Genomic DNA, 22,421 nt, shown 5'->3' with positions numbered 1-22,421 from the left:
GAATCTCCTCACCCAGGAAACCTCCATCAAGCGCGGTACCCAGACCAAGCGCCGCCGCGCAGGCTGGGATGACGCCTATCGCCTCAAAGTGCTGGCTGGCTAAGGTTTTTATGTGCGATCGCCCTGGCCGACACGCCGAAACCGCTACCAGGCGCCCCAGAATCCACCACCGAATCTTGGGGCGGGGTCGCCCCGGAGCGTAGCCCCGTACCGCATCGACCGATCCGCCGCAACCGGTGGAAACCGAGGCGCGCCGGTTTCGTGAGGGGCCCCTCATCGAATGAGCGCGGATTGCGGGGTCGCTCCCGCCGCTCCTGGGCTCCGCGACACGCGCCCTTCGTGGCCAGCGGCGAAGCGCAGGGGCTCCCGGACCCCGCTCGCCACCCAGGTGGTGGATCGCGGGGCCGCCCCGGCGTGGGAAAGTCGCACGCAGGGTGGTAGGATGGCGCCTCGCGCAGCGTCGGCTGACCGGGAGGCGGCTTCCCCTGCGAACCACATGCCGGCCACGGCCCCCGGGAGAGAGGAGCGAGCGATGCCCCGGCACTGGCCCGTCACCGAGACCGTCGTGGAAGGGGACTACCGGATCTTTCGCCTCCGGCGCGACCGGGCTGTGAGCCCGCGCACGGGGGCCTCCCACGACTTCTACGTGCTCGAGACCCGGGACTGGGTCAACGTGATCCCCGTGACCGAGGCGGGCGAGGTGGTGATGGTACGCCAGTACCGCCACGGGGTGCGGGCCGTGACCCTGGAGATCCCCGGGGGCATCCTCGACGGACCGGGAGAGGACCCGGCGGCGGCCGCCCGGCGGGAGCTTCTGGAGGAGACCGGGTACGCCCCTCGGGAAATCCTGCCCTTGGGCGCGGTCCAGGCCCAGCCGGCCCTTCAGGACAACCTCTGCCACACCTACCTGGCTTTGGGGTGCGAGAAGGTCGCGGACCCCGAGCCCGACGCCGGGGAGGATTTGCGGGTGTTGCGCTTCCCCCTGGACGAGGTGCCGGCCCGAATCGCCTCGGGCGAGATCCGGCACGGGCTGGTGCTCGCGGCGTTCTACTGGTACGAGCTGTGGCGGCGCAACGCGAGGACGGGCGCGGGTCGGGAACCCCGGTGAAGGTCCTGCTGGCCTGGTGCAGCCGCACCGGGACGACGGCCGCCGCCGCGGCTCGCTCCCGAAGCCTCCTGGAGGAATGGGGCCACTGCGTCGCCGAGGCCCCCCTCGTGCCCCGCTGGGACCTGCCCTACCCCGTGTGGCTGCTGCTCTCCTTCGTTCCGGGCTGTCGAGTGCCGCTGGCGCCGGAAGACTCGGCCCAGGGGTGGCCCGATCCCCGGGCCTTCGACCGCTGCCTTCTCGCGCTTCCCAAGTGGACCTTTTCCTGCCCCCCCGTCAACGAATACCTGGCTCGCTTCGGCCCCCGACTGCCGCCCACCGCTCTCCTGGTCACGTGCGGCGGGTGGGACCAGGACCGCTACCTCGGAAGCCTCGCCCGCCGGCTCCAGGCCGGAGGCGTACCGGTGCTGGGAACCCTGGCGCTCCGGCGCCGACGGTTGGAGGAGGGGACTGCCGATGGGGCCCTGGGGGCCTTCCTTCTCCGGGCGTTTCCGCCGGCCTGAGGGCGGAGCGGGGACGGCCGGCCGCCGGGGCTCACGTCGCCGCCTCGCCAAAGGGGGGTGGAGGGGGCGCAGCAGGCGGGGCGGGAGGCAGCCGAAGGACGACCCGGGTGCCCTGCCCCACGGCGCTCTCCACGGCGAGCGCACCGCCGTGGAGCTCGGCAATCCGCCGCGAGAGGGAGAGCCCCACCCCCACCCCCCCGCCGCCCCCCTTGGGCACGAATCCCCGGAGGGCGCCGCGAAGGGTCTCGGCCTCCACCCCCGGCCCGGTATCGGACACCTCGATCTCGGCCCACCCATCCGCGGCCTCCCCTACCCTCACCCGAACCCATCCCTCCTCCGTATGGCGCACCGCGTTCTCCACCAGGTGGAAGAGGACGTTTCGCAGGGCCGACGCCTCTCCGAGCACGGCCGGGCACCCGGGTTCCACCCGGAGCTCCACGTCCAGGGGCTTGCCGGCCGCCAGCCGGCGACCGGACTCCACCACGGCTTCCGCGATGTCGTCGAGTCGAATGCGGTCCACGCACAGGAAGCGACGATGCCCTTCGAGCCGCGCCAGCTCCAGCAGGTTTTCCACCAGGTGGAGCAGGAGGCCGCCGTTTCGCCGGATGGTCTCGATGTCGCGGCGCTGCTCCGGGGCGAGCTCTCCTTCGATGCCGTCCAGGAGGAGGTCCGCGTACCCGATCACCGCCTGCAGCGGGGTCGAGAGCTCGTGGCTGATGCCCGCCAGGAACTCGGTCTTCATGCGGTCGCTGTCCTGCGCGGCCGCCAGGGCGACCTCCAGGTCGGCCGTGCGCGCCGCCACCTGGGCCTCCAGTTCGCGGTTGAGGGCTTCCAGGTCGGCGCGGGCCTGGGCGAGGGCCCCGATCATGATGTCGAACGCCCCCAGGAGCTCTCCCCACTCGTCGCTCCGGGAGAGCCGGCTTCGGGCCGCCAGGTCGCTTCGCCCCACGGCCCGCACGAGCCGCAGACACTCGGCCAGGGGTTTCTCGAAGGCCCAGCGAAACACCAGGAGCAGCGGCAGCACCGCCACCGCCAGCACCACGAGCCCCGCCACCACGGCCCGGGCCCCGAAGTCTTGCACCTGGCGGGCGATGTGGGACTCGTCCATCTCCACTTCGAGCACCCCCAACAGGCGCCACCCGTCGGCGTGGCAGCCCGGGCCGGCACACTCGGGATCGCTCGGCACCTGGGTATACAGGCGCAAGACCTCCCCTTCCCGGTGAAGGCACTGCTCCGGCATCAGCGGGCCCAGGCGGGGATCGGGGTGGCACCGCGTGCAGGCCGGCCCGGCCAGGTCCAGATCCGGTCCTTCCTCCGCGAGGGGGTGGCGGTGGCGACCGGCTTCGTCGTAGAGCCGCAGCCCCCGGACTCCCCGCTGCCGCGAGACGGTTTCCATGATGGCGTCCACATCGTCCCGGTTGAAGCTCAGCATGGCGTGCCGCGTCGCCCGGCGCACGGTGTCGGCAAAGGCGGCCGCGTGGGCCTCCGACTCCTTGCGCAGATCCTTGGCGGCCACCCTCACCAGGGCGGCCGACGAGACCACCACCACCGGCAACAGGCACAGCACGCTTAGCATGGCGATGCGGTAGCGAAGCGGCACGGTCACGAATTCACGCCAGGGGGCGGTCGGTGTGGGCCCGGTCGGTCATGACCAGCGTCTGCGCGGGCTTCACTGCCAGGCGGTACCGCACCTGGGGCACGTCCCTGTCGGCTGCCCCATACCCGTCGAGCACGGCGTCGATGGTCTTCTCCTCCACCGTCCCCACGAACTGGAGACCGTCGGGCCCGAGCCCCACGGCCAGGGACACCGCCCGGTTGTCCTCCAGGTTCGCCAGGGTGCGTGGGCAGAGCCAGCCCCGAAAGAGCAGGGCCTCCGCACGCACCTCCACGATCTCCCCGACGGCGAGGTGGGGCACCCCGGCGGCGTCGGCGGTGGCCAGGTAGGCGGTCTTTCCTTCCAGGTCCTGGAATCGAGCTGTGGCCATCCTCGCCTCCTGACCGCGCCGTTCCCGCCGGGTTCTCAGCCTCCCAGCAGGAACCGGTCCGGGTCCTCCAGGTTTCGCACGACGTTGCGCAGGAAGTGCTGGGCGGTGGCGCCGTCCACGGCCCGGTGATCGAAGGTGAGGGACAGGGGGAGCGTCTTCTCCACCTTGAGCCCCCCGTGCGCGGCCACCGGCCGGTCGGCGGCCCTCCCGAGCCCCAGGAGCGCCACCTCCGGGGGATTGAGGATCGGCGTCCCATAGAGCCCGCCGATGGAGCCGAAGTTGCTGAGGGTGAACGTGCCCCCCCGGAGCTCGTCCAGGGCGAGGACCCGGCGGCGCGCACGTTCGGCCAAGTCCCGCAGGTCCCGGGCGATCTCCAGCACGGACTTGCGGTCTGCGTCGCGCACCACGGGCACGAGGAGCCCGTCGCGGGTCTCCACCGCGACCCCGATGTGGTAGTAGCCCTTGAGCACCACCTCGCCGGCTTCGTCGTCGTAGGAGGCGTTGAGCCAGGGGTCCCGGCGCAGAGCCGAGACCACCGCCTTGACCGCGAAGGCGAGCAAAGTGAGCGGCACCCCCCGCTCCGCCGCAGCCGCTCTCTCCTTCTCCCGGATGTGCTCCAAGAGCCCCACCCGCGCCTCGTCGGTGGTGGTAACCTGGGCCGCCGTGGCCAGGGAACGCACCATGGCCTCGGCCACCTTGCGCCGCACCCCCCGCAGGGGCACCCGCTCCACGGGTCCCCAGGCGTCCCGGCCGGGCCTCCCCGCCGCCGGGGTCACGGCGCGGCCCGGGAGCCCCCGTTCGGCTGCCCGCCGCAGATCCTCCTCCGTCACCCTCCCGCCGGGCCCCGTGCCCCGCAGGGCATCGGGATCCACGTCGAGCTTCCGGGCCAGGAGCCGGTCCCGGGGCAGCACTCGGGCCCGGGGGCGGGAAACTCCCGCCTCGGGCTCCGCCTGCTCCCGAGCCTCCCCGTCGTCCTCCGGCGCCTCCTCCAACTCCCCCACGACCCCCACGGACCCTCGGGAAACCGCCACGGCAGGCTCCGCTCCCCGAAGCCCGGGGCGGGTTCCCCGCCGGCCTCCGGGGATGGGAATCTCCACGGCGAACTCCGGACGTTGCATCCCATCCGGGGGGGCCGGCTCGCGGGCGGGAGGCGCCGCCTCTCCCTCCTGGGCGATGACCGCCAGCACCTGCCCCACCGGGATCACGTCTCCCGGCTCTCCCCGGATCTCCCGGACCACCCCGGCCACGGGCGAGGGGATCTCCGCCACGGCCTTGTCGGTCTCCACGACCACGAGGATCTGGTGGGCCGCCACGGCGTCGCCGGGACGCACGCGCCACTCCACGATCTCGCCCTCGGCGATGCCTTCTCCGACGTCGGGAAAACGGAATTCGTAGGGCATTTGCGGGTTGCTCGTTGGAGGTTGGGGGTGGGGGGGGTGCGCCGGCCTAATCCGACGGATCCGTCGGATCGGTCCGATCGGTCGGATGGCCGACGCGCCGCCCCCGGCACCATTCACCTTTCACGTTTCACACTCTCGGCCGCCCTCAAAACCTCACCGCCCGGCGCACGCCGGCGGCGATCCGCTTCGCGTCGGGCAGGTAGTGGTGCTCCAGCTTCGCCAAGGGGACGACGGTGTCGAAGCCGGTGACGCGCACGACCGGGGCCAGGAGGTCGGTGAGGCAGTCCTCGGCCACCCGGGCGGCGAGCTCGGCGCCAAGACCGCAGGTGCGGGGTGCCTCGTGGGCCACGACGAGGCGGCCGGTCTTGCGTACCGACGCGGCCACGGTCTCCCCGTCCAGGGGCGCCAGGGTGCGCAGGTCCACCACCTCCGCCGAGACCCCCTCCTCGGCCAGGAGGTCGGCGGCCCCCAGGGCCTCCCGAACGAGCGCGCCCCACGCCACGACCGTGGCGTCCCTCCCCTCCCGCACCACGGCGGCCTTCCCGATGGGGACCAGGTAATCCTCCTCGGGGACCTCCTGCTTCACGGCACGGTAGATGCGCTTGGGCTCGCAGAAGACCACCGGATCGGGGTGGCGGAGCGCCGCCGTGAGAAGGCCCTTGGCGTCGTAGGGACTCGACGGCGTCACCACCGTGAGGCCCGGGGTGTGGGCCAGGAGGGCCTCGGGGGCGTCGGAGTGGTGCTCGGGGGCATGGATGCCGCCCCCCCAGGGGCAGCGCAGCACCAGCTGCACGGGCCGTCCCCCCCGGGTGCGGGTGCGGTACCGGGCGATGTGGTTACAGAGCTGGTTCAGGGCCGGGTAGAGAAACCCCTCGAACTGGATCTCGGGCACCGGGAGCATGCCCCCCAGGGCGAGGCCCAGCGCCGTCCCCACGATCCCGGCCTCCGCCAGGGGCGTGTCCACCACGCGCTGGGCGCCGTACTTCTCCTGGAGCCCCTCCGTGACCCGAAAGACTCCCCCTTCGCCCCCCACATCCTCCCCCAGGAGCACGATCCGCTCGTTGCGGGCCATCTCCCGATCGAGGGCCAGATTCAGGGCAGAGACGACGTTGCGCCTAGCCACGGCCTGCGCCCCCCCCGAGGGAGCCCAGGAGCTCCTCCTTCTGTCGCTGCAAGTAGGGCGGGAGCGCCGCGTAGGTGTGGTCGAAGATAACGGAGGGGTCCGGCTCGGGGACCGCGTAGGTCTCCTCCACGGCCCGCTCCACCTCTGCCCGCACCTCGGCGGCCAAGGCTTCCTCGTCGGCCTCGGACCAGAGCCCCTTGCCCTCCAGGTACGCCCGCACCCGCCGCAGCGGATCGAAGGGGCGCATCCGCTCCACTTCCGCCTCGTCCCGGTAGCGGGTGGGATCGTCGGCGGTGGTGTGGGGGCCCAGCCGATAGGTGAGGGCCTCGATGAGCGCCGGCCCCTGGCCCGAACGGGCCCGGTCCAGGGCCTCGCCCACGGCGCCGATCACCGAGAAGAGGTCGTTTCCGTAGATCTGAATCCCCGGGAAGCCAAACGCCACCGCCTTCTGGGCAATGGTCCGGGCGGCCGTCTGCCGGCGGCGGGGCACGCTGATGGCGTACTGGTTGTTCTGGCAGAAGAAGACGGTAGGCGTCTGGAACACCCCGGCGAAGTTCATGGCCTCCAGGACCTCCCCCTGGGAGGTGGCCCCGTCGCCGAAGAAGACGAGCACCGCGCCGGGCTCCTTGCGGAGCTTGAGCGCCCAGGCGAGCCCCACGGCGTGGAGCGCCTGGCTCCCCACCGGGATCGCGACCGGAAGGACCTGGAGCTCCCCGGGCCACACGCTGCCGCGCTCATCCCCGATCCAGTAGCGGTAGAGCGTGGCAAGCGGCACACCCCGCAGCCACATCGCCCCCGTCTCCCGGTACGACGGCACGAGCCAGTCGGCTTCTCCCAGGGCGGCAGCGGCCATCTGGCACGCCTCCTGACCCTCCATGGGGGCGTAGGTGCCCATGCGCCCCTCCCGCTGGAGGGCGAGCGCCATGCGGTCGGCGGCCCGCACCCGGTGCAACCACCCGTACAGCCGCCGGACCTCCCCGTCGGGCAGGTCCGGGCGCAGTGCCTCGTCCACCCTCCCCTCGGCGTCGAGGATCTCGAGCCTCTCGCCCTTGAGCGGATCGAAACGGTCCAGGTACATCGGTCCTCCATGCCGGGGAAATCGGATGGCCGGGAGTGTACCGTCGGTCCCGGCCGTGTCAAAGCCGAGCCGGCAACGAGGATTTCCTGACGGAGACTCCAAACCGCCGCCGCGCGGCAATCGGGAAACGGGGCCTCGCCCTACTACCTCGATGCATAAGTTCGTGTGACGCATGTATTCGTTCCCCGCCAGCGCGGTGTGCGGCTCACTCGTCGGCGGTTTAGCACACGAACGAGTAGTCTTTGGTACTAGAGGCTGTCCTTGAACCACTATGACACAAAGAATGGGCACTTCTTATTCCAGTGATCTCCTTTGTGTCTTCGTGTCTTTGTGGTTCGATGGTTTCAGACCTCTGCGTCGTGGGATTCGCCGAGCGCAGCTGGATGCGATTCGCACACGAACTGGTGATTTGGGGTACTACGGTTTGCGCGACACCCCCTGCGAGGTATCTTCGCCGGGACGCAACCCGCCGCGTCCCCCGAACCGCGAACGGGAGGTCCCCATGGTCGACCCCGCCACCCTCCGCCGGGCCCTCGAGGTGGTGCGCACCCACGTGCCCCCCTCGCCGCTGATCCTCTCGGAGCACTTCAGCCGGGTCACGGGCGCCCAGGTGTACCTCAAGCTCGAGAACTTGCAGCGCACCGGCTCCTTCAAGATCCGGGGCGCCCTCTTCAAGCTTTCCCGGTGCCGCGAAGCCGTAGGCCCCCAAGGGGTGGTGACGGCCTCGGCGGGAAACCACGCCCAGGGGGTCGCCCTGGCCGCCACGTGGACGGGCGTGCCCGCCACGGTGGTGATGCCCGAGGGCGCCTCCATCTCGAAGCAGCTCGCCACCCGGGACTACGGCGCCACGGTGATCCTCCACGGCCGCACGATCGCGGAGGCCCTGGAACGGGCATCGACGATGGTCCGCCAAGGCTACACCTTCGTCCACCCCTACGACGACGAAGACATCGTGGCGGGCCAGGGCACCGCGGGGCTCGAGATCCTGGACCAGGTGCCGGGCTTCGACGAGGTCTGGGTGCCGGTCGGGGGCGGCGGGCTCATCGCCGGAATCACGGCGGCGGTGAAGGACGCCCGGCCGGGCGTCCGGGTCGTCGGGGTCCAGGCCGAGGCCTGCCCCTCCGCCCGGGAGGCGCGGCGGGTCGGAGGCCCGGTGACGGTGGTGCCGGCCCGCAGCATCGCCGACGGCATTCTCGTACCCCGGGTGGGGGCGGTGACCTACCCGGTCCTCGCGACCGCGGTAGACGAGGTGCGCACCGTGGACGAGGACCGGATCGCCATGACCATCGTGGAGCTCCTGGAGAAGAAGAAGGTCCTGGCGGAGGGGGCCGGAGCGGCAGCCCTGGCCGCCCTGTTGGCGGCCCCGCCCGAGAGCATCCGAGGCCACCGGGTGGTGGTGGTGGTGAGCGGCGGCAACGTGGATCTCAACACCCTGGACCGCATCCTGGAGCAGGGCCTCATCCGCACGGGCCGCATCCTGCGCTTCGCCGTGGTCCTGGACGACGCCCCCGGCGCCCTGGGCACGCTGCTCTCGGTGGTCGCCCGGGAAAGGGCCAACATCCTCCACATCGTCCACGACCGCCTGAGCCTCGACCTCCCGCTGGGCCGCACCCGCGTGGAGGTAAGCGTGGAAACCCGGGGGGAGGACCACATCGGCACCCTGTGCGGGGCGCTGGCCGCCGCCGGCTTCCCGGCGGAGCCCCGGGGCCGCCCCTGCGCCCCGGCGGGCCGCCCGCCGGAAGAGCGCCCATGACCGCGCACCAGCCCCTGTCTCCCGAGACGCGCGACGCCGAGGTCCTGGCCCTGGGCCGGGAGCTCCTCCGCCGCATGGGGGATCGGGTCCCGGGCCTCTTCGACACCCGATGGTGGGTGGGTCGCGCTTTGGACTGGGCCATGCGCGATCCGGCCTTCAAGACCGACCTCTTCCGCTTCGTGGACGTCTTCCCCTCCCTGGGGAGCTCCCGGCAGGTGGCGCGCCACGTGCAGGAGTACCTGCTTACCGAGGGTCGAGAGCTCCCCGGACTTCCCGCCGCCGCCCTGAAGATCGCCGGGTCGGAAGCAGCGGCACCCGTCACGGCCCGGCTCGTGCGCCGCAACGTGGAGGCCCTGGCCCGCCGCTTCATCCTGGGAGCCGAGGCTGCCCAGGCGCTGCCGGGCCTCGAAGCCCTCCACCGGCAGGGGCTGGCCTTTACCGTGGACCTGCTGGGCGAGGCGACCCTGAGCGAAGGCGAGGCCGACGCCTGCCGGGACCGGTACCGGGACCTGATCGCCAACCTGCCGGCGCGGGTGGCCTCCTGGCCGCCGGACGGCCGGATCGACCGGGGGCACCTGGGCCCGCTCCCCCGGGCAAACGTCTCCCTCAAGGTCTCGGCGCTCGACCCGCGGCTGGAGGCAGCCGACCCGGCGGGGGGCGTCGCCCGCCTGGCAAGGCGGCTCCTCCCCTTGCTCCTCGAGGCGCAAGAGCTCGGCGCCTCGGTTCACCTGGACCTGGAACAGTGGGAGCTCCACGACCTCACCTTCGACCTCTTTGAGGAGGTCGCGTCCCACCCGGGCCTGCGCAGCTGGCCGCACCTGGGGATGACGCTCCAGGCTTACCTGCGCGGCTCCCGCCGCGACCTGGAGCGGCTGCTCTCCATCGCCCGCGCCCGACAGGCGCCCGTGGGGGTGCGCTTGGCCAAGGGGGCCTACTGGGACGCCGAGGTCGTGCGCTCGCGCCAGCACGGCTACCCCTGCCCCGTCTTCACCGACAAGGCCGCCACCGACGCCCGCTTCGAGGAGCTCACCGTGGGCCTGCTTCGGGAGCCACAGTGGTTCCAGGCAGCGTTCGCGAGCCACAACCTGCGGTCCCTGGCCCACGCCGCGGTGGCCGCCCGGGAGCTGGGTCTTCCCACGGAGGCCATCGAGATCCAGACCCTGGCAGGCATGGCCGAGCCGGAGCGGCTGGCCTTTCGCGACCTGGGCTACCGGGTCCGGGTGTACGCCCCCGTGGGAGAGCTCGTCCCGGGCATGGCGTACCTGGTGCGCCGCCTGCTCGAAAATACCTCCACCCAGGGGTTTCTGCGCCTGACCCACCGGGAGCGGGAAGCCCCGGAGGTCCTCTTCGCCCGCCCGGCCCCCGAGTCCTCCCGGGCGCGCACCCCGCGGCAGCCGCTCCGGGGCGTCGAAGTGCCCTTCGAGAACTGTCCCTTCTCGGACTTTGCGGACCGGAACACCCGCGGCGCCTTCTCCGCCGCCGTGGCCGCGGTATGGCGCCGGCTGCCCCTTGTCGCCCCGGTCGTCGTGGCCGGCAGGACCCGACCGGGGCAGCACTTTCTGGAGCACCCGTGCCCGGGCACCCCCGACCGCACAGCCACCCGCGTGGCCCTCGCCTCGAGTCAGGACGTGGCGCACGCGGTGGAGGAGGCCTCCCGGGCCTGGCCCGGCTGGCGGGACGAACCCATCGAGAAGCGCGCCGCGCTCCTGGAGCGCCTGGCGGACCGCCTCGAGGCGGACCGCCTGGCCCTGGCCGCGGTCCAGGTCGCCGAGGCCGGAAAGCCCTGGCGGGAGGCCGACGCAGACGTGGCCGAGGCCGTGGACTACTGCCGCTACTATGCGCGCCGGGCCCCGGCCGAGCTCGGCCCCCGCGCCCTCGGGGGCGCCCCCGGAGAAGAGAACACCCTCTGGTACGAAGGGCGCGGACCCACCGCCGTCATCGCCCCCTGGAACTTTCCCCTGGCCATCCTCACCGGCATGGCATCCGCGGCGCTGGTGGCCGGCAACCCTGTCCTCCTCAAGCCTGCCGAGCAGGCCAGCGGCACCGGCTACACCCTTTTCGAGCACCTGCTCGCCGCCGGATTTCCCGCCGGTGTCGTGTGCTTCTTGCCGGGCCTGGGAGAGGAAGTCGGCGCCCGGCTCGTGGGCGACCCCCGGGTAGCCACGGTGGCCTTTACCGGGAGCAAGGCCGTGGGGCTCGCCATCCTCCGGGCTGCCGGCGAGACGGCGGCCGGCCAGCGCCACGTCAAGCGGGTCGTGTGCGAGATGGGGGGAAAGAACGCGATCGTGGTGGACGAGACCGCCGACGTGGACGCCGCCGTGGCCGGCGTGCTCCAGGGGGCCTTCGGGTACGCGGGCCAGAAGTGCTCCGCGTGTTCCCGGGTCATCACCGTGGGAACAGCCCACGAGCCCTTTGCCCGGCGCCTGGCAGACGCCTGCCGGAGCCTGCCCCAGCTCCCCCCGGACGACCCCGGCTGCCGGCTGGGGCCGGTGGTGGACCGGGAGTCCTACGCGCGGCTCCAAACGGTGCTCGCGGACCCCGGCCCCGGGGCCGAGCCCCTCTTCGTGGGCGCCCCGCGGGAAGGCGGCTGGTACGTCCCCCCCGCCGTCTACCGGGTCTCGAGCCCCGACCACCCCCTCATGCGCGACGAGCTCTTCGGGCCCGTCGTCGCCCTCTGCCGGGCCGAGACCTTCGAGGAGGGCCTCCAGGTCGCCACCGCCACCGACTACGCCCTCACCGGCGCCGTCTACTCCCGCACCCCGAGCCACCTCGCCCTCGCCACCCGCAAATTCCGGGTCGGCAACCTCTACCTCAACCGCACCTGCACCGGGGCCGTGGTGGGCCGCCAGCCCTTCGGGGGCTTCGGCCTGAGCGGGGGCGGCACCAAGGCGGGAGGGCCAGGGTACCTCCTCCACTTCGCCGATCCCCGGGTCGTGTGCGAAAACACGGTGCGCCGCGGGTTCTCACCGGGGGTCCAGATCTGACCCCCCGGAGGTCCTTGCAACACACGATACTGCCTCTGCCGACTCGGGATCAACGAGCGCCGCCCTTCCTTTCGGTAGGGAAACCCTCCCGCGGATGGCCGGGGCGCGGGGCGGCAACGCGTCAACCTGTGGACAACCCCGGTTGACCGCGCCGATCGCCTTGGCTGGCCTGGGTTTTTTCGGGCACACCTCGAATTTTCCCGTCAAATCAACACTTCGCTCCTTGCACAAGAATCCATCGCTCCCGGCGGCAAGCCCGCGCCGGCCGGGATCGCCGCCGCCTTCCACAGGCTTACCCACACGTTATCCACAGACCCCTGTTGACGGCCCGCAGGGGGCGCGATCGGCCCTGCCGAGGGGAGCACCTATCGGATGAGCCGGCGGCGCATGCGGGCCACGGCCACGGGGTAGAAGACCCCCGCGAACGCGGCCAGGTAGGCCAGGGAGAACCACCACCCCGGGGGGCCCTGGCCCAGGGCCAGGGCCCGGACCAGGGCCACCAGGTGGGTGAGGGGAAAGACCTGGGCGAACGCCTGGGCCCAGCGCGGCAGGGCCTCCAGGGGGAAGAAGGTGCCGCTGAAGAGGAACATGGGGGTCACGAAGAGGAACACCGGCAGGTTGAAGACCTCGATGTTGGGTACCATCCCGGTGAACCACATGCCCACGCACCCGAAGGCAATGCCCCCCAGGAGGGCCAGAGGGAGGACCCCCAGGACGTGGGGGTAGGCCACGAGGCCAAAGGGCGTGAGCACGGCCAGCATGATCGCGGCAGAGATGAGCGCCTTGGTGGCCCCCCAGGCGATCTCGCCGGTAATCACGTCCTCCAGGGAGAGGGGCGTGGCGAGCATGGCGTCGAAGGTCTTCTGGTAGTACATCCGGACGTAGGAGGCGTAGGTGGTCTCGAAGAAGGCATTCTGCATGATGGTCACGGCCAGGAGCGCCGGCGCGATGAAGCGCACGTACGACACCGCCGCGCCCTGGTAGGTCACCTCGCCCACCAGGGTTCCCAGGCCGGCGCCGAAGGCCACCAGGTAGAAGAGCGGCTCCAGGAGCGGCGGCACGAACCCGATCTTCCAGGTCTTCTTGTAGACGGTGAGGTTTCGCTGCCAGACGCGCAGGAACCGCCGGGAGAGTCTGGGGGATGATGCGCTCATGCCCCGCGGGTCCTTCCGAGGAAACCGCCCGGCAGCCCCATCACGCGGCCCCGATGCCCTCGATCTTCTCGTACACCTCGGCGAGCGGAAGCGCGCACCCGATCGACGAAAGCTCTGCCGTCGCCGCGATTTCCGAGGCCTCGGAGAAGAGCCAGGTGCCCCCTTCCTGGCGCAGGAACCGCTCCACCCTGGGCGCGGTCGGTGACACCAGCACGTATTCCTGGAGGGAATCGATCCGGCGGTAGTGCTCAAACTTCTTTCCCCGGTCGTAGGCCTCGGTGGCGTCGGAGAGCACCTCGACCAGCAGGGTGGGGTTCAGGAGCGTGTCGCGCTTTTCGTCGAGGAAACGGGGCTCGCCGCACACGACCACGACGTCGGGGTAAGTGTAGAGACCGGTCTCGCTCACGAGCACCCGCAGGTCGCTGGGGTAGACGCGGCAGGGGCGCTGCTTCAGCCGCTGGCGAAGCTCGCCCACCACGTTGGCCACAACCAGATTGTGGGCCTCCCCGGCTCCCGCCATCGCGAACACCTCGCCCGCGAAGTACTCGCTCTTCGTCTCCGCCGACCGCTCGGCCTCCAGGTACTCTTCGGGCGTCATTCTGGACGCAGGGGAAACGAGCATGGTCCGCCCTCCCTTCTCCTTCGGCGAAGCCGCACAGTCGGCCCCATCATACCGCGGACCGACGGCCCCCCAAAGGGCTACTCCCGAAGATCCCGGCCGGTGAGCTTCAAGAACACGTCCTCCAGCGTCGCCATGCGGAGCACGCACCCCCCCCGGCAGTGCCCCTCGCCGATCCGGCGAAACACCTCCTCTCCAGCGCTGGAATACACCAGGAGCCGATGGGGCAGCGCCTCGTGGGACCACCCCTCCTGGGCCACCAGGGCGCGCAGCTCCGGGCTCGGGTCGTCCACCTCGATGACGTCGCGCCCCACGTGCTCCCGCACCAGGGCTGCGGGCTCCCCCTCCACCAGCACGCGGCCGTGGTCGAGGATCAACAGGCGGTCGCACAGGCGCGCGGCCTCCTCCATGTAGTGGGTGGTGAGGAGCACCGTGAGCCCCCGGGCGCGCAGCTCCTCCACCTTGTCCCACACCTGGTGGCGGGCCTGGGGGTCGAGGCCGGTGGTGGGCTCGTCGAGGATGAGGAGCTCGGGGTCGTTGATGAGGGCGCGGGCGAGCACCAGGCGGCGCATCATGCCCCCCGAGAGCTCGGGCACCCGGGAGGTGCGGCGGTGGTCCAGGGCCATGAAGCGCAGGAGCTCGCCGGCCCGCTCCGCCGCGCGGGCCCGGGGGATGTCGAAGTACCGGGCGAAGACCGCCAGGTTCTCCTCCACCGTGAGGTCGGGGTCGAGGTTGTTTTCCTGCTGGCACACCCCCACCCGTTGAGCGACCGCACGGCGATCCTGGGTCACGTCGATGCCGAAGACCGTGAGGGCGCCGGACGTGACCGGGCTGTAGCCGTAGGTCATCCGGATGGTGGTGGTCTTGCCCGCCCCGTTGGGCCCCAGGAGCCCGAAGCACTCGCCCCGGCGCACGCGAAAATCCACCCCGTCCACGGCGCGAAGGCCCCCGAAGGCCTTCACCAGCCCCCGGGCCTCCACCACCACGTCGCTCTCCCCTTGGGATGACACCACCCCGCGGCCCCCGGGCCTCGGCGGCGACCCGTCCACGCACCACCTCCCGGCAAGGCTTCCCGTGCGGCCCAACCCCGGCCGGAGGCGCAAGGTAGCACGCGGCGGACAGGCGGGCAACGGGGCGGGGCGACCGCGATCCGCCACCCGGGTGGCAAACGGGGTCCGGGAGCCCTTGCGCTCCGCCCCGTAATCCGCGGTGTTCGGATGCAGCGTAGCCGAGGGAGCCGGCGCGCCGACCCTCACCGCTTTCGGCCTCGCTGCTGCGGTTCGGTCGAGGCGGTACGGGGCTGCGCTCCAGGACTCCCGGACCCCGCCCCAAAGATTTGGGTCGCGGATTCTGGACGGCCTGGAATCCCCAACGCTGTCGATGATAGGTTCGCCAGACCGATGGGCTGCGACGACGGGGGGAGGAGATGGGGCGTGGGCGTAGATCCGTGCGCGGTTCCCCCCTCTGCTTGGTACTGTTACCTCCTTCTGTGCGCCGACGGCACCTTCTACGCCGGCATCACCACCGACGTCGCGCGCCGGCTGGCCCAGCACAACCGGGGCGCCGCCTCCCGGTGCACCCGGGCCCGCCGGCCCGTGCGCCTGGTCTACGCCGAACCCCACCCCGACCGCAGCTCCGCCACCCGGCGGGAGCGGGAGCTCAAGGCCCTGCCGCGGACGGCGAAGGCGGCGCTGGCCCGGCAGGCAGCCGGCGCCGCTGCCTTCCAAGGGACGTAGGGGCGACGCATGTGTCGCCCCTACCTGCCCCACCTGCTCCCGGAACACTGGCGGCGGATCGTCAGAACTCCACCGCCAGCTGGGCCGTGACGCGGTCGCGGGACTTGAGCCCCTCGCCGAAGTCCCGGTCGAAACGACCCCGCAGGTACTCGAGCGATAGGCTCACGTGCTCCCAGGGACCCCAGGAGGCACACAGGCCGTACTGGAGCTCGGGCTGGCCGGCGAACTCCCGGCTGCCCTCCACCCGGCCTGCGAGTTCCACACTTTCCAGGGCCTCCCACGCGGCCTCCACGTTCCAGGCCAGGGGGCGGTCGCCCGAACCGTCGCCGTCCTCGTCCAGGTCCTCGGACGAAAACGCCCGCACCGCGCCCAGCACCTCACCGCTCACCGCCACCGGGCCGAGGGAGGCGGCCGCGTAGGCGCTCCACCCGGGCACCCGCCGTCGGTACTCCGCAGCCAGCTCCGCATCCGTGTCGGCCAGGTCCGAGAGGAAGCTCCCCCCGAGCTCCAGCCACTCCACGGGCATCAGCTTTACGCCCACGCCCCAATCCTTCAGGTGGCTCTCCTCGGCCTCGCCGGCCGCGTTGACCCGTTCGGCATCTCCGTTGAACAGGAAGGCCGCGATGGAGAAGGGCTCGTGCGCGTAACCCACCAGGGCCGCCGTCTCCCGGGTCTCGCCCAGCTCCAGGGTCAAGGGGTCGGAGACGAAGTGGCTCGAAAACTCCCCGAAGGGCACGTACTGGCGCCCGAAGCGCGCGAACCACCCGTCGCGGGCGTAGCCGATGATCGCCTCATCCACCTCCGGCGGGTCGGTCTCGCCCTCCTCGAAGAGAAACGCGATCGCCCCATCCACGTGCTCGGTGATCCGGGCCCCGAAGCCGAGCTGCGCGGCGGCCACCACGAGGTCGCTGGTCGACTCGTGCCCCTCGTCTCCGAACTTGAGCCGCTCGTAGGACGCCTCGACCTCCAGGAGCCCCGAGACCCAGAGGCGCTCACCGATGGAAGCCAGAAGACCTGCCGACTTTCGCTCGGCCAGGGTGTGGTAGAGCTCGGCGTCGCGCTTCTCCAGGGTTTCCACCCGTTCCTCCAGAGTGGCGGCGGCTACGCTCAAGGGCACGAGTGTGGACGCGAGGACCACGGCAAGCGGCTTCTTCACGGTTCCTCCTCCCCTGCGAATGGGAACAGGTCAGGCCGTTCTCGCTCGGCGTCGCAGAACCCATCCGGCCGCACCGGCCACGACCAACGTCAGCACGCCGCCCACCACCCCGGAAACGCTCGTGCCGGGATCCACCGCGGGCCACGCCGGCTCCCCCTCCCCCTCCCCTTCTTCCCCGGACGACTGGAACCCGTAGTCGGGCAAGAAGGAGAGCTTCTCCTGGAGGCGGCCCAGGCTCTCGTGCACGCCGCCCTCCGGGGGCTCCACCTCCTCGGAGCCCGTCACCCCGGCGATGGACCACTCGAGCCCGTCGGGGTGGGAGGAGGCGAACCAGGAAACCACGGCCCCGATCACCAGGGCCGCTGCCCCCAGCCCCAGCAGGACGCTCCGGACCGAGGCCCCGGGCCGCGCCCGGGGGGCCGACTGCCGGGCCAGGATGTCCGGCTGGGCGCGCGCTACGAAGGTGACCACCGCCGCCGTGACGAGCCCCTCCACCACCCCGATGGCCAGGTGGATCGGCAGCATGAGGGCGAGGAACGGGGCAAAGCGCAGCTCGGAGATCCCCGAGAGCACCGTCTGGAGTACCACGCCCAGGGCGCCGAACTGGAGGCCGATCACTGACGCCAGCACGGCGGCGGCGGCGATGCGCCCCGGGGTGGGGTCGCGCCCCGCCAAGGGCCGGTACAGGAGGGGATAGGCCACGAAACACGGGAAAACGCCCAGGTTGAAGATGTTGGCCCCCAGGGCCAGGAGCCCCCCGTCGGCGAAGAAGAGCGCCTGCACCGCCAGCACCGAGGCCATCACGAGAAAGGCCGCGTGGGGGCCGAGGAGGATCGCCAGGAGCAGCCCTCCCCCCAGGTGGCCGCTCGACCCGGTGCCCGGGATCGCGAAGTTGATCATCTGGGCCGCGAAGACGAACGCCCCCAACACCCCCATCAGAGGCACCTTCCGGTCGTCCATCTCCTCGCGGACCTTCCGGGAGCAGTAAGCCGTGGACGCCGCAGTAGCGGCCCACATGGCCCCGCCCACGGCGGGGGACAAGAGCGCATCGGCCATGTGCATGGGCGACCTCCTGTGTAATCACTTTTGATAATCGTAACACGAAACGCGGCAACCATAGCCCGGCGTCGCACCCAAGGTCAAGAGTCTTGTGGGTGCGTAGCACGGGGTTGGCAGGTTGCAGGTTGCGCGTTGCGGGTTGCGGGTTGCGCGTTGCGGGTTGGGGACCGGGCGGTCCATGGGACCGCTCGGACAGATCCGACCGAGCCGACGAATGGGGCAGATGGCAGGCCCGGGTTCTCGCCGGTGCCCCCCGGCTCCATGCCCCATGCCCCACGCCCCAGAATCCACCACCAAGGTCTGGGGCGGGGTCCGGGAGCCCTGGAGCGGAGCCCCGTGCCGCCTCGACCGAACTGCAGCAGCTCAGCCGAAAGCAGTGAAGCTCGGAGCACCGGCTCCCTCGACTACACTGCTTCCGGACATCGTGGATTGCGGGGCGGAGCGCAAGGGCTCCCGGACCCCGCTTGCCACCGAGGAGTTGGATCCAGGATGTGCCCCCCACGCCCTTGACCGCCCGGCTTCCGATGGTCTACACAGGAGCCCTCTGCACTGTGGAGGGGAGACATGTCATGGCCGAGGTGGTGCGGTTTGGAATCTCCATCGACGACCGCTTGCTCCAGCGGTTCGATGAGCTCATCGACCGCAAGGGGTACGTGAACCGCTCGGAGGCCATCCGGGACCTCATCCGCAACGCCCTGGTGGAGGACCAGTGGTCCCGGTCCGACGAGGAGATCGTGGGCACCGTCACCCTCGTCTACGACCACCACACCCGGGACCTCTCGGACAAGCTCACCGAGCAGCAGCACAGCCACCACGGCTCCATCGTCTCGGCGCTCCACGTGCACCTCGACGCCCACCACTGCCTGGAGGTCGTGGTGGTGCGGGGCAAGACCACCGAGGTGCGCCGCCTGGCGGACGAGCTCATCGGCACCAAGGGCGTCAAACACGGCAAGCTCGTCACGTCTACCACCGGCAAGGATCTGGTCTAAGCGCCCGTGGCCCGCATCGACGCCTCCTACTTCGACGTGGGCCGCCTCGACCGGCTGGCCCGCCAGGACACCTCGGTCCACCGCCTCGACGCCCGCGCGAAGCTCTTGACCACGATGGCGTTCCTCGTCGCCGTGGTCTCCTTCGGCAAGTACGAGATCTCGGCGCTCCTTCCCTTCTTCCTCTACCCCGTAGCACTGGCGAGCGCCGGGCGGATCCCCTTGGGCTACCTGGGCCTTCGGCTCCTGGCCGTGACCCCTTTCGCCATCCTCGTCGGGATCTTCAACCCCCTGCTGGACCGGGAGATCCTCGTGCGGCTCGGACCCCTGGAGCTGAGCGGGGGATGGGTGTCCTTCCTCTCCATTCAACTGCGGTTCTGCCTCACGGTGGGCACGGCGCTGGTCCTCATCGCCACCACGAGCTTCCAGGGGCTGTGCGCCGCCCTGCAGCGGCTCGGCACGCCCCAGGTGCTCACGGTGCAACTCCTCTTCCTGTACCGCTACATCTTCGTGCTGGGTGAGGAGGCGGTGCGCCTGGTGCGCGCCCGGGCGCTGCGTACCTTCGGGAAGAAGGGCTTGGGGATGGGGGTGTACGGGAGCCTGCTCGGCCACCTGCTCCTGCGCACCCTGGACCGGGCCCAGCGCATCCACCTGGCCATGCGCTGCCGGGGATTCACCGGCGAGCTGCGGGGCCGGCACGGGGCGCGGCTGGGCGCCCGGGAGCTCGCCTTCGGGACCGGGTGGGGGCTCGCCTTCCTGGCGTTTCGGCTCTTCGACCTCCCCCAGCTCCTGGGAGCAGCGGTCACGGGGCTCGTAGGATGAGCCACCACATTATAGAGGTGGAGGGGCTCGCCTACGCCTACCCGGACGGCACCCGGGCCCTGCGGGGCCTCTCCTTCCGGGTGGTGCACGGGGAATCGGTGGCGGTGGTGGGGGCCAACGGGGCAGGCAAGTCCACGCTGCTCCTGCACCTCAACGGCTACCTCACCCCCCAGGAAGGCCGCGTGCGCATCGGCGATTTCCCTCTGACGAGGCAGACCCTGGGGGAGGTGCGAAAGACCGTGGGCATGGTCTTCCAGGACCCGGACGACCAGCTCTTCATGCCCACGGTGGGCGACGACGTGGCCTTCGGCCCCCTGAACCTGGGCCTCCCCGCCGACGAGGTGGAGGCGCGGGTCGCCCGGTCGCTGGAGCGGGTGGGGGCGCTGGCCCTGCGGGAACGGCCCCCCTACCATCTCTCGGGGGGCGAGAAGCGGGCCGTGGCCATCGCCACCGTGCTAGCCATGAGCCCCGACATCCTGGTGATGGACGAGCCCTCCTCCAACCTCGACCCGGGGGCCCGCCGCCGCCTGATTCGGCTCCTCCAGTCCTTCGAGCACACCAAGATCATCGCCACCCACGACCTGGATCTCGTCCTCGAGCTCTGCCGGCGCACCATCGTGATCCGCCAGGGCCAGGTGGCCGCCGACGGCCCCACGACCGAGATCTTCCGGGACGATGCGCTGCTCGCGGCCTGCGGCCTGGAGCGGCCCCTGAGCCTCCAGGGGTGCCCCGTCTGCGGCGCCCGCGCCCCCGGGGGGCCCGCTACCTGACCCGTCGGCAGCGCGCCCGGGACGCCAGAGTCCACCACCAAATCCTTGGGGCGGGGTCCGGGAGTCCTGGAGCGCAGCCCCGTACCGCCTCGACCGAACCGCGGCGGCGAGGCCGAAAGCGGTGAGGCTCGGCGCGCCGGCTCCCTCGGCTACGCGGCCTTCGAACATCGCGGATTGCGGGGCGGAGCGCAAGGGCTCCCGGACGCCGCTTGCCACCCAGGTGGTGGAGCGTAGGACGCGTGAAGCCTTGGAGTCATCCAGACGTTCGTGCTACCATTCGCAACATGCGTCACACCATGGCCGTTTCCCCGACACCCTGGGCCCCTCCCGCCCCCTGCGCTTCCGCTGCCCTTCGTCTGCCCGAAGTGCGGGCGCTCGAGGTCGGGGTGCGGCTGTGCCTGCGCCTCTGGCCCGGGGAAGAGCCCGGCTTCGTCCTCCTCCACGGCCTGGCGAGCAACGCCCGGACCTGGGACCTGGTGGCCCGGGAGCTCAGTGCCGCAGGCCACGCCGTGGCGGCGCCGGACCTGCGCGGGCACGGGTGCAGTGAAAAGCCCCCGGCGGGCTACGGCCCGGGGGACGTGGCGGCCGACCTGGCGGGGCTTGTCGGCGCGCTGGGCTGGGAGCGGCCCGTGGTGGTGGGCCAGTCCTGGGGCGGCAACGTGGTGCTGGAGCTCGGCGCCCGGCATCCCGGGCTGACCCGCGGGTTGGGGCTCGTGGACGGCGGCTGGATCGCGCTTCGGGAACGGCCCGGAGCCACGTGGGAGGAGACAGCCCGGGAGCTTCGGCCACCGGAGCTGCGCGGCACCCCGTGGGAGCGGCTACGGGAGCGTATCCGAGCCGGGAACCCCGAGTGGACCGAGGAAGCCGTGGACGCCGTGATGGCCTGCTTCGAGCGGCTACCCGACGGCACCGTGCGCCCCTGGCTCACCCTGGAGCGCCACCTTGCGATCCTGCGGGGCCTGTGGGAGCAGACGCCTTCGGCGCTCTACCCCCAGGTGGGGGAGCCCGTCGTCCTGTGCGCCGCCGAGGATGGGAGCCGCCACCGGGAGGTGCGCCGCCGGGAGGTCGCCGCCGCCCGGCGCGCCCTGCCCCGCTCCGCGCTCCACTGGTTCCCCGACACCCACCACGACATCCACCTCCACCGCCCCCAGGCGCTCGCAGCGGTGTTCCTCCGGGAGCTCCGTCAGGGCGGTTGGAGTGGGCCGGAGTAACCCGAAAACACCCGTCCGACCGAATCGCCGTGGGATCACGGGCTCACCCGGCTGGTTCCGGCCTTCCCCGGCATGCGAAGGCTCCCCCCTCCCTATGGCGCCGGGCGCGACTCTCGCCTGCCTTCCCCCACTCGGCCGTCTCCCCCTTGGCCCGGCGCCTGGAAGATGCCGCCGCCGTTCAGCTCCCCGTAGCCGCCCCCGGCGCAGGGCACGCACCGGCGACTGCCGTTTCGGTCCACGACCTTGGACTCCATGACGTTCTCGCCGCAGGAAGCGCACCGGACCGAGGGAAAGATCCGGGCGTAGGCGGGCACGTCGATGGTGCTCCGCTGGATCCGAAAGACGGCCTCGGCGGGCAGCTCCAGGGCGGCGACGGCAAGTTCCTGGAACAGTGCCAGCAGGCGGCGCCGCTCCTCGGGGGTGCCCTCTTCGCGGCGGGCCACCAGCTTCTGGAACAGGGCGCCCGCCTCCGGGCAGTCGCGAAATGCCGCCTCCTGGCACTCGGGGCGCAGGGCCAGGCGCACGGCGTCGCCCGCCCGGGTCGCCAGGGTCACGGCGGTCTTGCCGTAGTCCCGGTAGACCAGGCAGTTGTTGCCGAAGGTGCAGCCGGTGACGGCCTGCACCCCGTCGGGGAAGCAGGAGTTGGTCTCCACGATGGCCACCACCTCCTCCATGCCCTGGTGGGTCGCGGCCCCCAGGAGGGTCAGACCGTGGTAGCCGGCCAGTACGCCGTAACCCACGAAGCCGCACACATGGCCGTGGAGCTGGCCGGCGCGGTCGAGCAGGCCCTTCAGGTTTCGGGATGCGAGCAGCGCTTCGACCTCTTGGCGGTACGGGGATGGGTCCATCTACGTCCTCCTTCGTCACGTTTCCGGAGTTCCGAAATCCTAAGCCGACATAGTCTGAACCAATCAGGGTTGAAACCACGTGGGTGTCACGCCACGGCGCTTCAGTATGTTCACGGAGCCAAGATCAAG

At 71.5% G+C, this 22,421-nt stretch carries 20 protein-coding genes; 9 read left to right on the top strand and 11 right to left on the bottom strand.

Features of this window, described 5'->3' with window-relative positions:
- Nucleotides 1-532 precede the first annotated feature (532 nt).
- On the top strand, nt 533-1,108 hold the full coding sequence (locus AB1578_04455; GenBank protein MEW6487153.1) for an NUDIX hydrolase: 576 nt from the start codon (nt 533-535) through the stop codon (nt 1,106-1,108).
- Nucleotides 1,105-1,608, top strand: coding sequence for a hypothetical protein (locus AB1578_04450; protein ID MEW6487152.1), 504 nt, complete (start codon nt 1,105-1,107; stop codon nt 1,606-1,608). Before AB1578_04455 ends, AB1578_04450 begins: the two co-directional genes overlap by 4 nt.
- A 31-nt stretch (nt 1,609-1,639) precedes the next feature.
- Here AB1578_04450 and AB1578_04445 read toward each other — a convergent pair whose 3' ends face one another.
- From AB1578_04445 to pdhA, 5 genes are all read right to left on the bottom strand, one after another.
- The gene (locus AB1578_04445; GenBank protein ID MEW6487151.1) at nt 1,640-3,214 is read right to left on the bottom strand and encodes a HAMP domain-containing sensor histidine kinase; all 1,575 of its coding nucleotides are present in this window, start codon (nt 3,212-3,214) and stop codon (nt 1,640-1,642) included.
- Nucleotides 3,215-3,218: 4 nt separating this feature from the next.
- The gene (locus AB1578_04440) at nt 3,219-3,593 is read right to left on the bottom strand and encodes a pyridoxamine 5'-phosphate oxidase family protein (GenBank protein ID MEW6487150.1); all 375 of its coding nucleotides are present in this window, start codon (nt 3,591-3,593) and stop codon (nt 3,219-3,221) included.
- A gap of 35 nt (nt 3,594-3,628) precedes the next feature.
- A complete protein-coding gene (locus tag AB1578_04435; GenBank protein MEW6487149.1) occupies nt 3,629-4,993 on the bottom strand; it encodes a dihydrolipoamide acetyltransferase family protein in 1,365 nt (454 codons plus the stop codon).
- Nucleotides 4,994-5,138: 145 nt separating this feature from the next.
- Nucleotides 5,139-6,116 (bottom strand): alpha-ketoacid dehydrogenase subunit beta, encoded by a 978-nt coding sequence (locus AB1578_04430; GenBank protein MEW6487148.1) that lies wholly within the window; start codon nt 6,114-6,116, stop codon nt 5,139-5,141.
- Nucleotides 6,109-7,194, bottom strand: a complete 1,086-nt coding sequence (gene pdhA, locus AB1578_04425) for a pyruvate dehydrogenase (acetyl-transferring) E1 component subunit alpha (GenBank protein ID MEW6487147.1) — start codon at nt 7,192-7,194, stop codon at nt 6,109-6,111. Before pdhA ends, AB1578_04430 begins: the two co-directional genes overlap by 8 nt.
- A 502-nt stretch (nt 7,195-7,696) precedes the next feature.
- Here pdhA and ilvA point away from each other — a divergent pair.
- Together ilvA and AB1578_04415 are read left to right on the top strand one after the other, a co-directional pair.
- Nucleotides 7,697-8,947, top strand: coding sequence for a threonine ammonia-lyase (ilvA, locus tag AB1578_04420; GenBank protein ID MEW6487146.1), 1,251 nt, complete (start codon nt 7,697-7,699; stop codon nt 8,945-8,947).
- A complete protein-coding gene (locus AB1578_04415) occupies nt 8,944-11,931 on the top strand; it encodes a proline dehydrogenase family protein (protein MEW6487145.1) in 2,988 nt (995 codons plus the stop codon). Before ilvA ends, AB1578_04415 begins: the two co-directional genes overlap by 4 nt.
- A 365-nt stretch (nt 11,932-12,296) precedes the next feature.
- Here the strand turns inward: AB1578_04415 and AB1578_04410 are convergent, their stop codons facing one another.
- The 3 genes from AB1578_04410 to AB1578_04400 form a co-directional block, all read right to left on the bottom strand.
- Entirely contained in the window at nt 12,297-13,085 is a 789-nt protein-coding gene (locus AB1578_04410; protein ID MEW6487144.1) for an ABC transporter permease, read from the bottom strand.
- Between the two features lie 40 nt (nt 13,086-13,125).
- Nucleotides 13,126-13,707: a Uma2 family endonuclease gene (locus AB1578_04405; GenBank protein ID MEW6487143.1), complete on the bottom strand. Its 582-nt coding sequence runs from the start codon at nt 13,705-13,707 to the stop codon at nt 13,126-13,128.
- 77 nt (nt 13,708-13,784) lie between these two features.
- Nucleotides 13,785-14,717: an ABC transporter ATP-binding protein gene (locus AB1578_04400; GenBank protein MEW6487142.1), complete on the bottom strand. Its 933-nt coding sequence runs from the start codon at nt 14,715-14,717 to the stop codon at nt 13,785-13,787.
- Between the two features lie 420 nt (nt 14,718-15,137).
- On the opposite strand from AB1578_04400, the gene AB1578_04395 reads away from it, so the two are divergent.
- Complete coding sequence (locus AB1578_04395) at nt 15,138-15,440, top strand: GIY-YIG nuclease family protein (protein MEW6487141.1); 303 nt, start codon at nt 15,138-15,140, stop codon at nt 15,438-15,440.
- A gap of 61 nt (nt 15,441-15,501) precedes the next feature.
- On the opposite strand, the gene AB1578_04390 is transcribed toward AB1578_04395, so the two are convergent.
- Nucleotides 15,502-16,596 (bottom strand): LbtU family siderophore porin, encoded by a 1,095-nt coding sequence (locus AB1578_04390; GenBank protein MEW6487140.1) that lies wholly within the window; start codon nt 16,594-16,596, stop codon nt 15,502-15,504.
- Nucleotides 16,597-16,626: 30 nt separating this feature from the next.
- Entirely contained in the window at nt 16,627-17,658 is a 1,032-nt protein-coding gene (locus AB1578_04385) for an energy-coupling factor ABC transporter permease (GenBank protein ID MEW6487139.1), read from the bottom strand.
- Nucleotides 17,659-18,224: 566 nt separating this feature from the next.
- Here AB1578_04385 and nikR point away from each other — a divergent pair.
- The 4 genes from nikR to AB1578_04365 all read left to right on the top strand — a co-directional run bounded on the left by nikR (nt 18,225) and on the right by AB1578_04365 (nt 21,444).
- Nucleotides 18,225-18,644: a nickel-responsive transcriptional regulator NikR gene (gene nikR, locus AB1578_04380; protein MEW6487138.1), complete on the top strand. Its 420-nt coding sequence runs from the start codon at nt 18,225-18,227 to the stop codon at nt 18,642-18,644.
- Nucleotides 18,645-18,650: 6 nt separating this feature from the next.
- Complete coding sequence (gene cbiQ / locus AB1578_04375) at nt 18,651-19,463, top strand: cobalt ECF transporter T component CbiQ (protein ID MEW6487137.1); 813 nt, start codon at nt 18,651-18,653, stop codon at nt 19,461-19,463.
- Entirely contained in the window at nt 19,460-20,233 is a 774-nt protein-coding gene (locus AB1578_04370; protein ID MEW6487136.1) for an ABC transporter ATP-binding protein, read from the top strand. The genes cbiQ and AB1578_04370 overlap by 4 nt, the downstream gene beginning before the upstream one ends.
- Nucleotides 20,234-20,619: 386 nt before the next feature.
- Nucleotides 20,620-21,444 (top strand): alpha/beta hydrolase, encoded by an 825-nt coding sequence (locus AB1578_04365; GenBank protein ID MEW6487135.1) that lies wholly within the window; start codon nt 20,620-20,622, stop codon nt 21,442-21,444.
- A gap of 92 nt (nt 21,445-21,536) precedes the next feature.
- Here the strand turns inward: AB1578_04365 and AB1578_04360 are convergent, their stop codons facing one another.
- Nucleotides 21,537-22,292 (bottom strand): FmdE family protein, encoded by a 756-nt coding sequence (locus AB1578_04360; protein ID MEW6487134.1) that lies wholly within the window; start codon nt 22,290-22,292, stop codon nt 21,537-21,539.
- Nucleotides 22,293-22,421 lie beyond the last annotated feature (129 nt).

Source organism: Thermodesulfobacteriota bacterium (genome assembly GCA_040756475.1).
Classification (GTDB): Bacteria; Desulfobacterota; Deferrisomatia; order Deferrisomatales; family JACRMM01; genus JBFLZB01.
The sequence above is the reverse complement of the archived record's forward strand: the minus strand, read 5'-3'. Positions and strand labels throughout refer to the sequence as shown.

Coding starts and splice junctions, on each gene's coding strand:
- AB1578_04455 (MEW6487153.1), top strand. CDS start 533: ATGCCCCGGCACTGGCCCGTCACCGAGACCGTCGTGGAAGGGGACTAC.
- AB1578_04440 (MEW6487150.1), bottom strand. CDS start 3,593: ATGGCCACAGCTCGATTCCAGGACCTGGAAGGAAAGACCGCCTACCTG.
- AB1578_04435 (MEW6487149.1), bottom strand. CDS start 4,993: ATGCCCTACGAATTCCGTTTTCCCGACGTCGGAGAAGGCATCGCCGAG.
- pdhA (MEW6487147.1), bottom strand. CDS start 7,194: ATGTACCTGGACCGTTTCGATCCGCTCAAGGGCGAGAGGCTCGAGATC.
- ilvA (MEW6487146.1), top strand. CDS start 7,697: ATGGTCGACCCCGCCACCCTCCGCCGGGCCCTCGAGGTGGTGCGCACC.
- AB1578_04415 (MEW6487145.1), top strand. CDS start 8,944: ATGACCGCGCACCAGCCCCTGTCTCCCGAGACGCGCGACGCCGAGGTC.
- AB1578_04410 (MEW6487144.1), bottom strand. CDS start 13,085: ATGAGCGCATCATCCCCCAGACTCTCCCGGCGGTTCCTGCGCGTCTGG.
- AB1578_04405 (MEW6487143.1), bottom strand. CDS start 13,707: ATGCTCGTTTCCCCTGCGTCCAGAATGACGCCCGAAGAGTACCTGGAG.
- AB1578_04385 (MEW6487139.1), bottom strand. CDS start 17,658: ATGCACATGGCCGATGCGCTCTTGTCCCCCGCCGTGGGCGGGGCCATG.
- nikR (MEW6487138.1), top strand. CDS start 18,225: ATGGCCGAGGTGGTGCGGTTTGGAATCTCCATCGACGACCGCTTGCTC.
- AB1578_04370 (MEW6487136.1), top strand. CDS start 19,460: ATGAGCCACCACATTATAGAGGTGGAGGGGCTCGCCTACGCCTACCCG.
- AB1578_04360 (MEW6487134.1), bottom strand. CDS start 22,292: ATGGACCCATCCCCGTACCGCCAAGAGGTCGAAGCGCTGCTCGCATCC.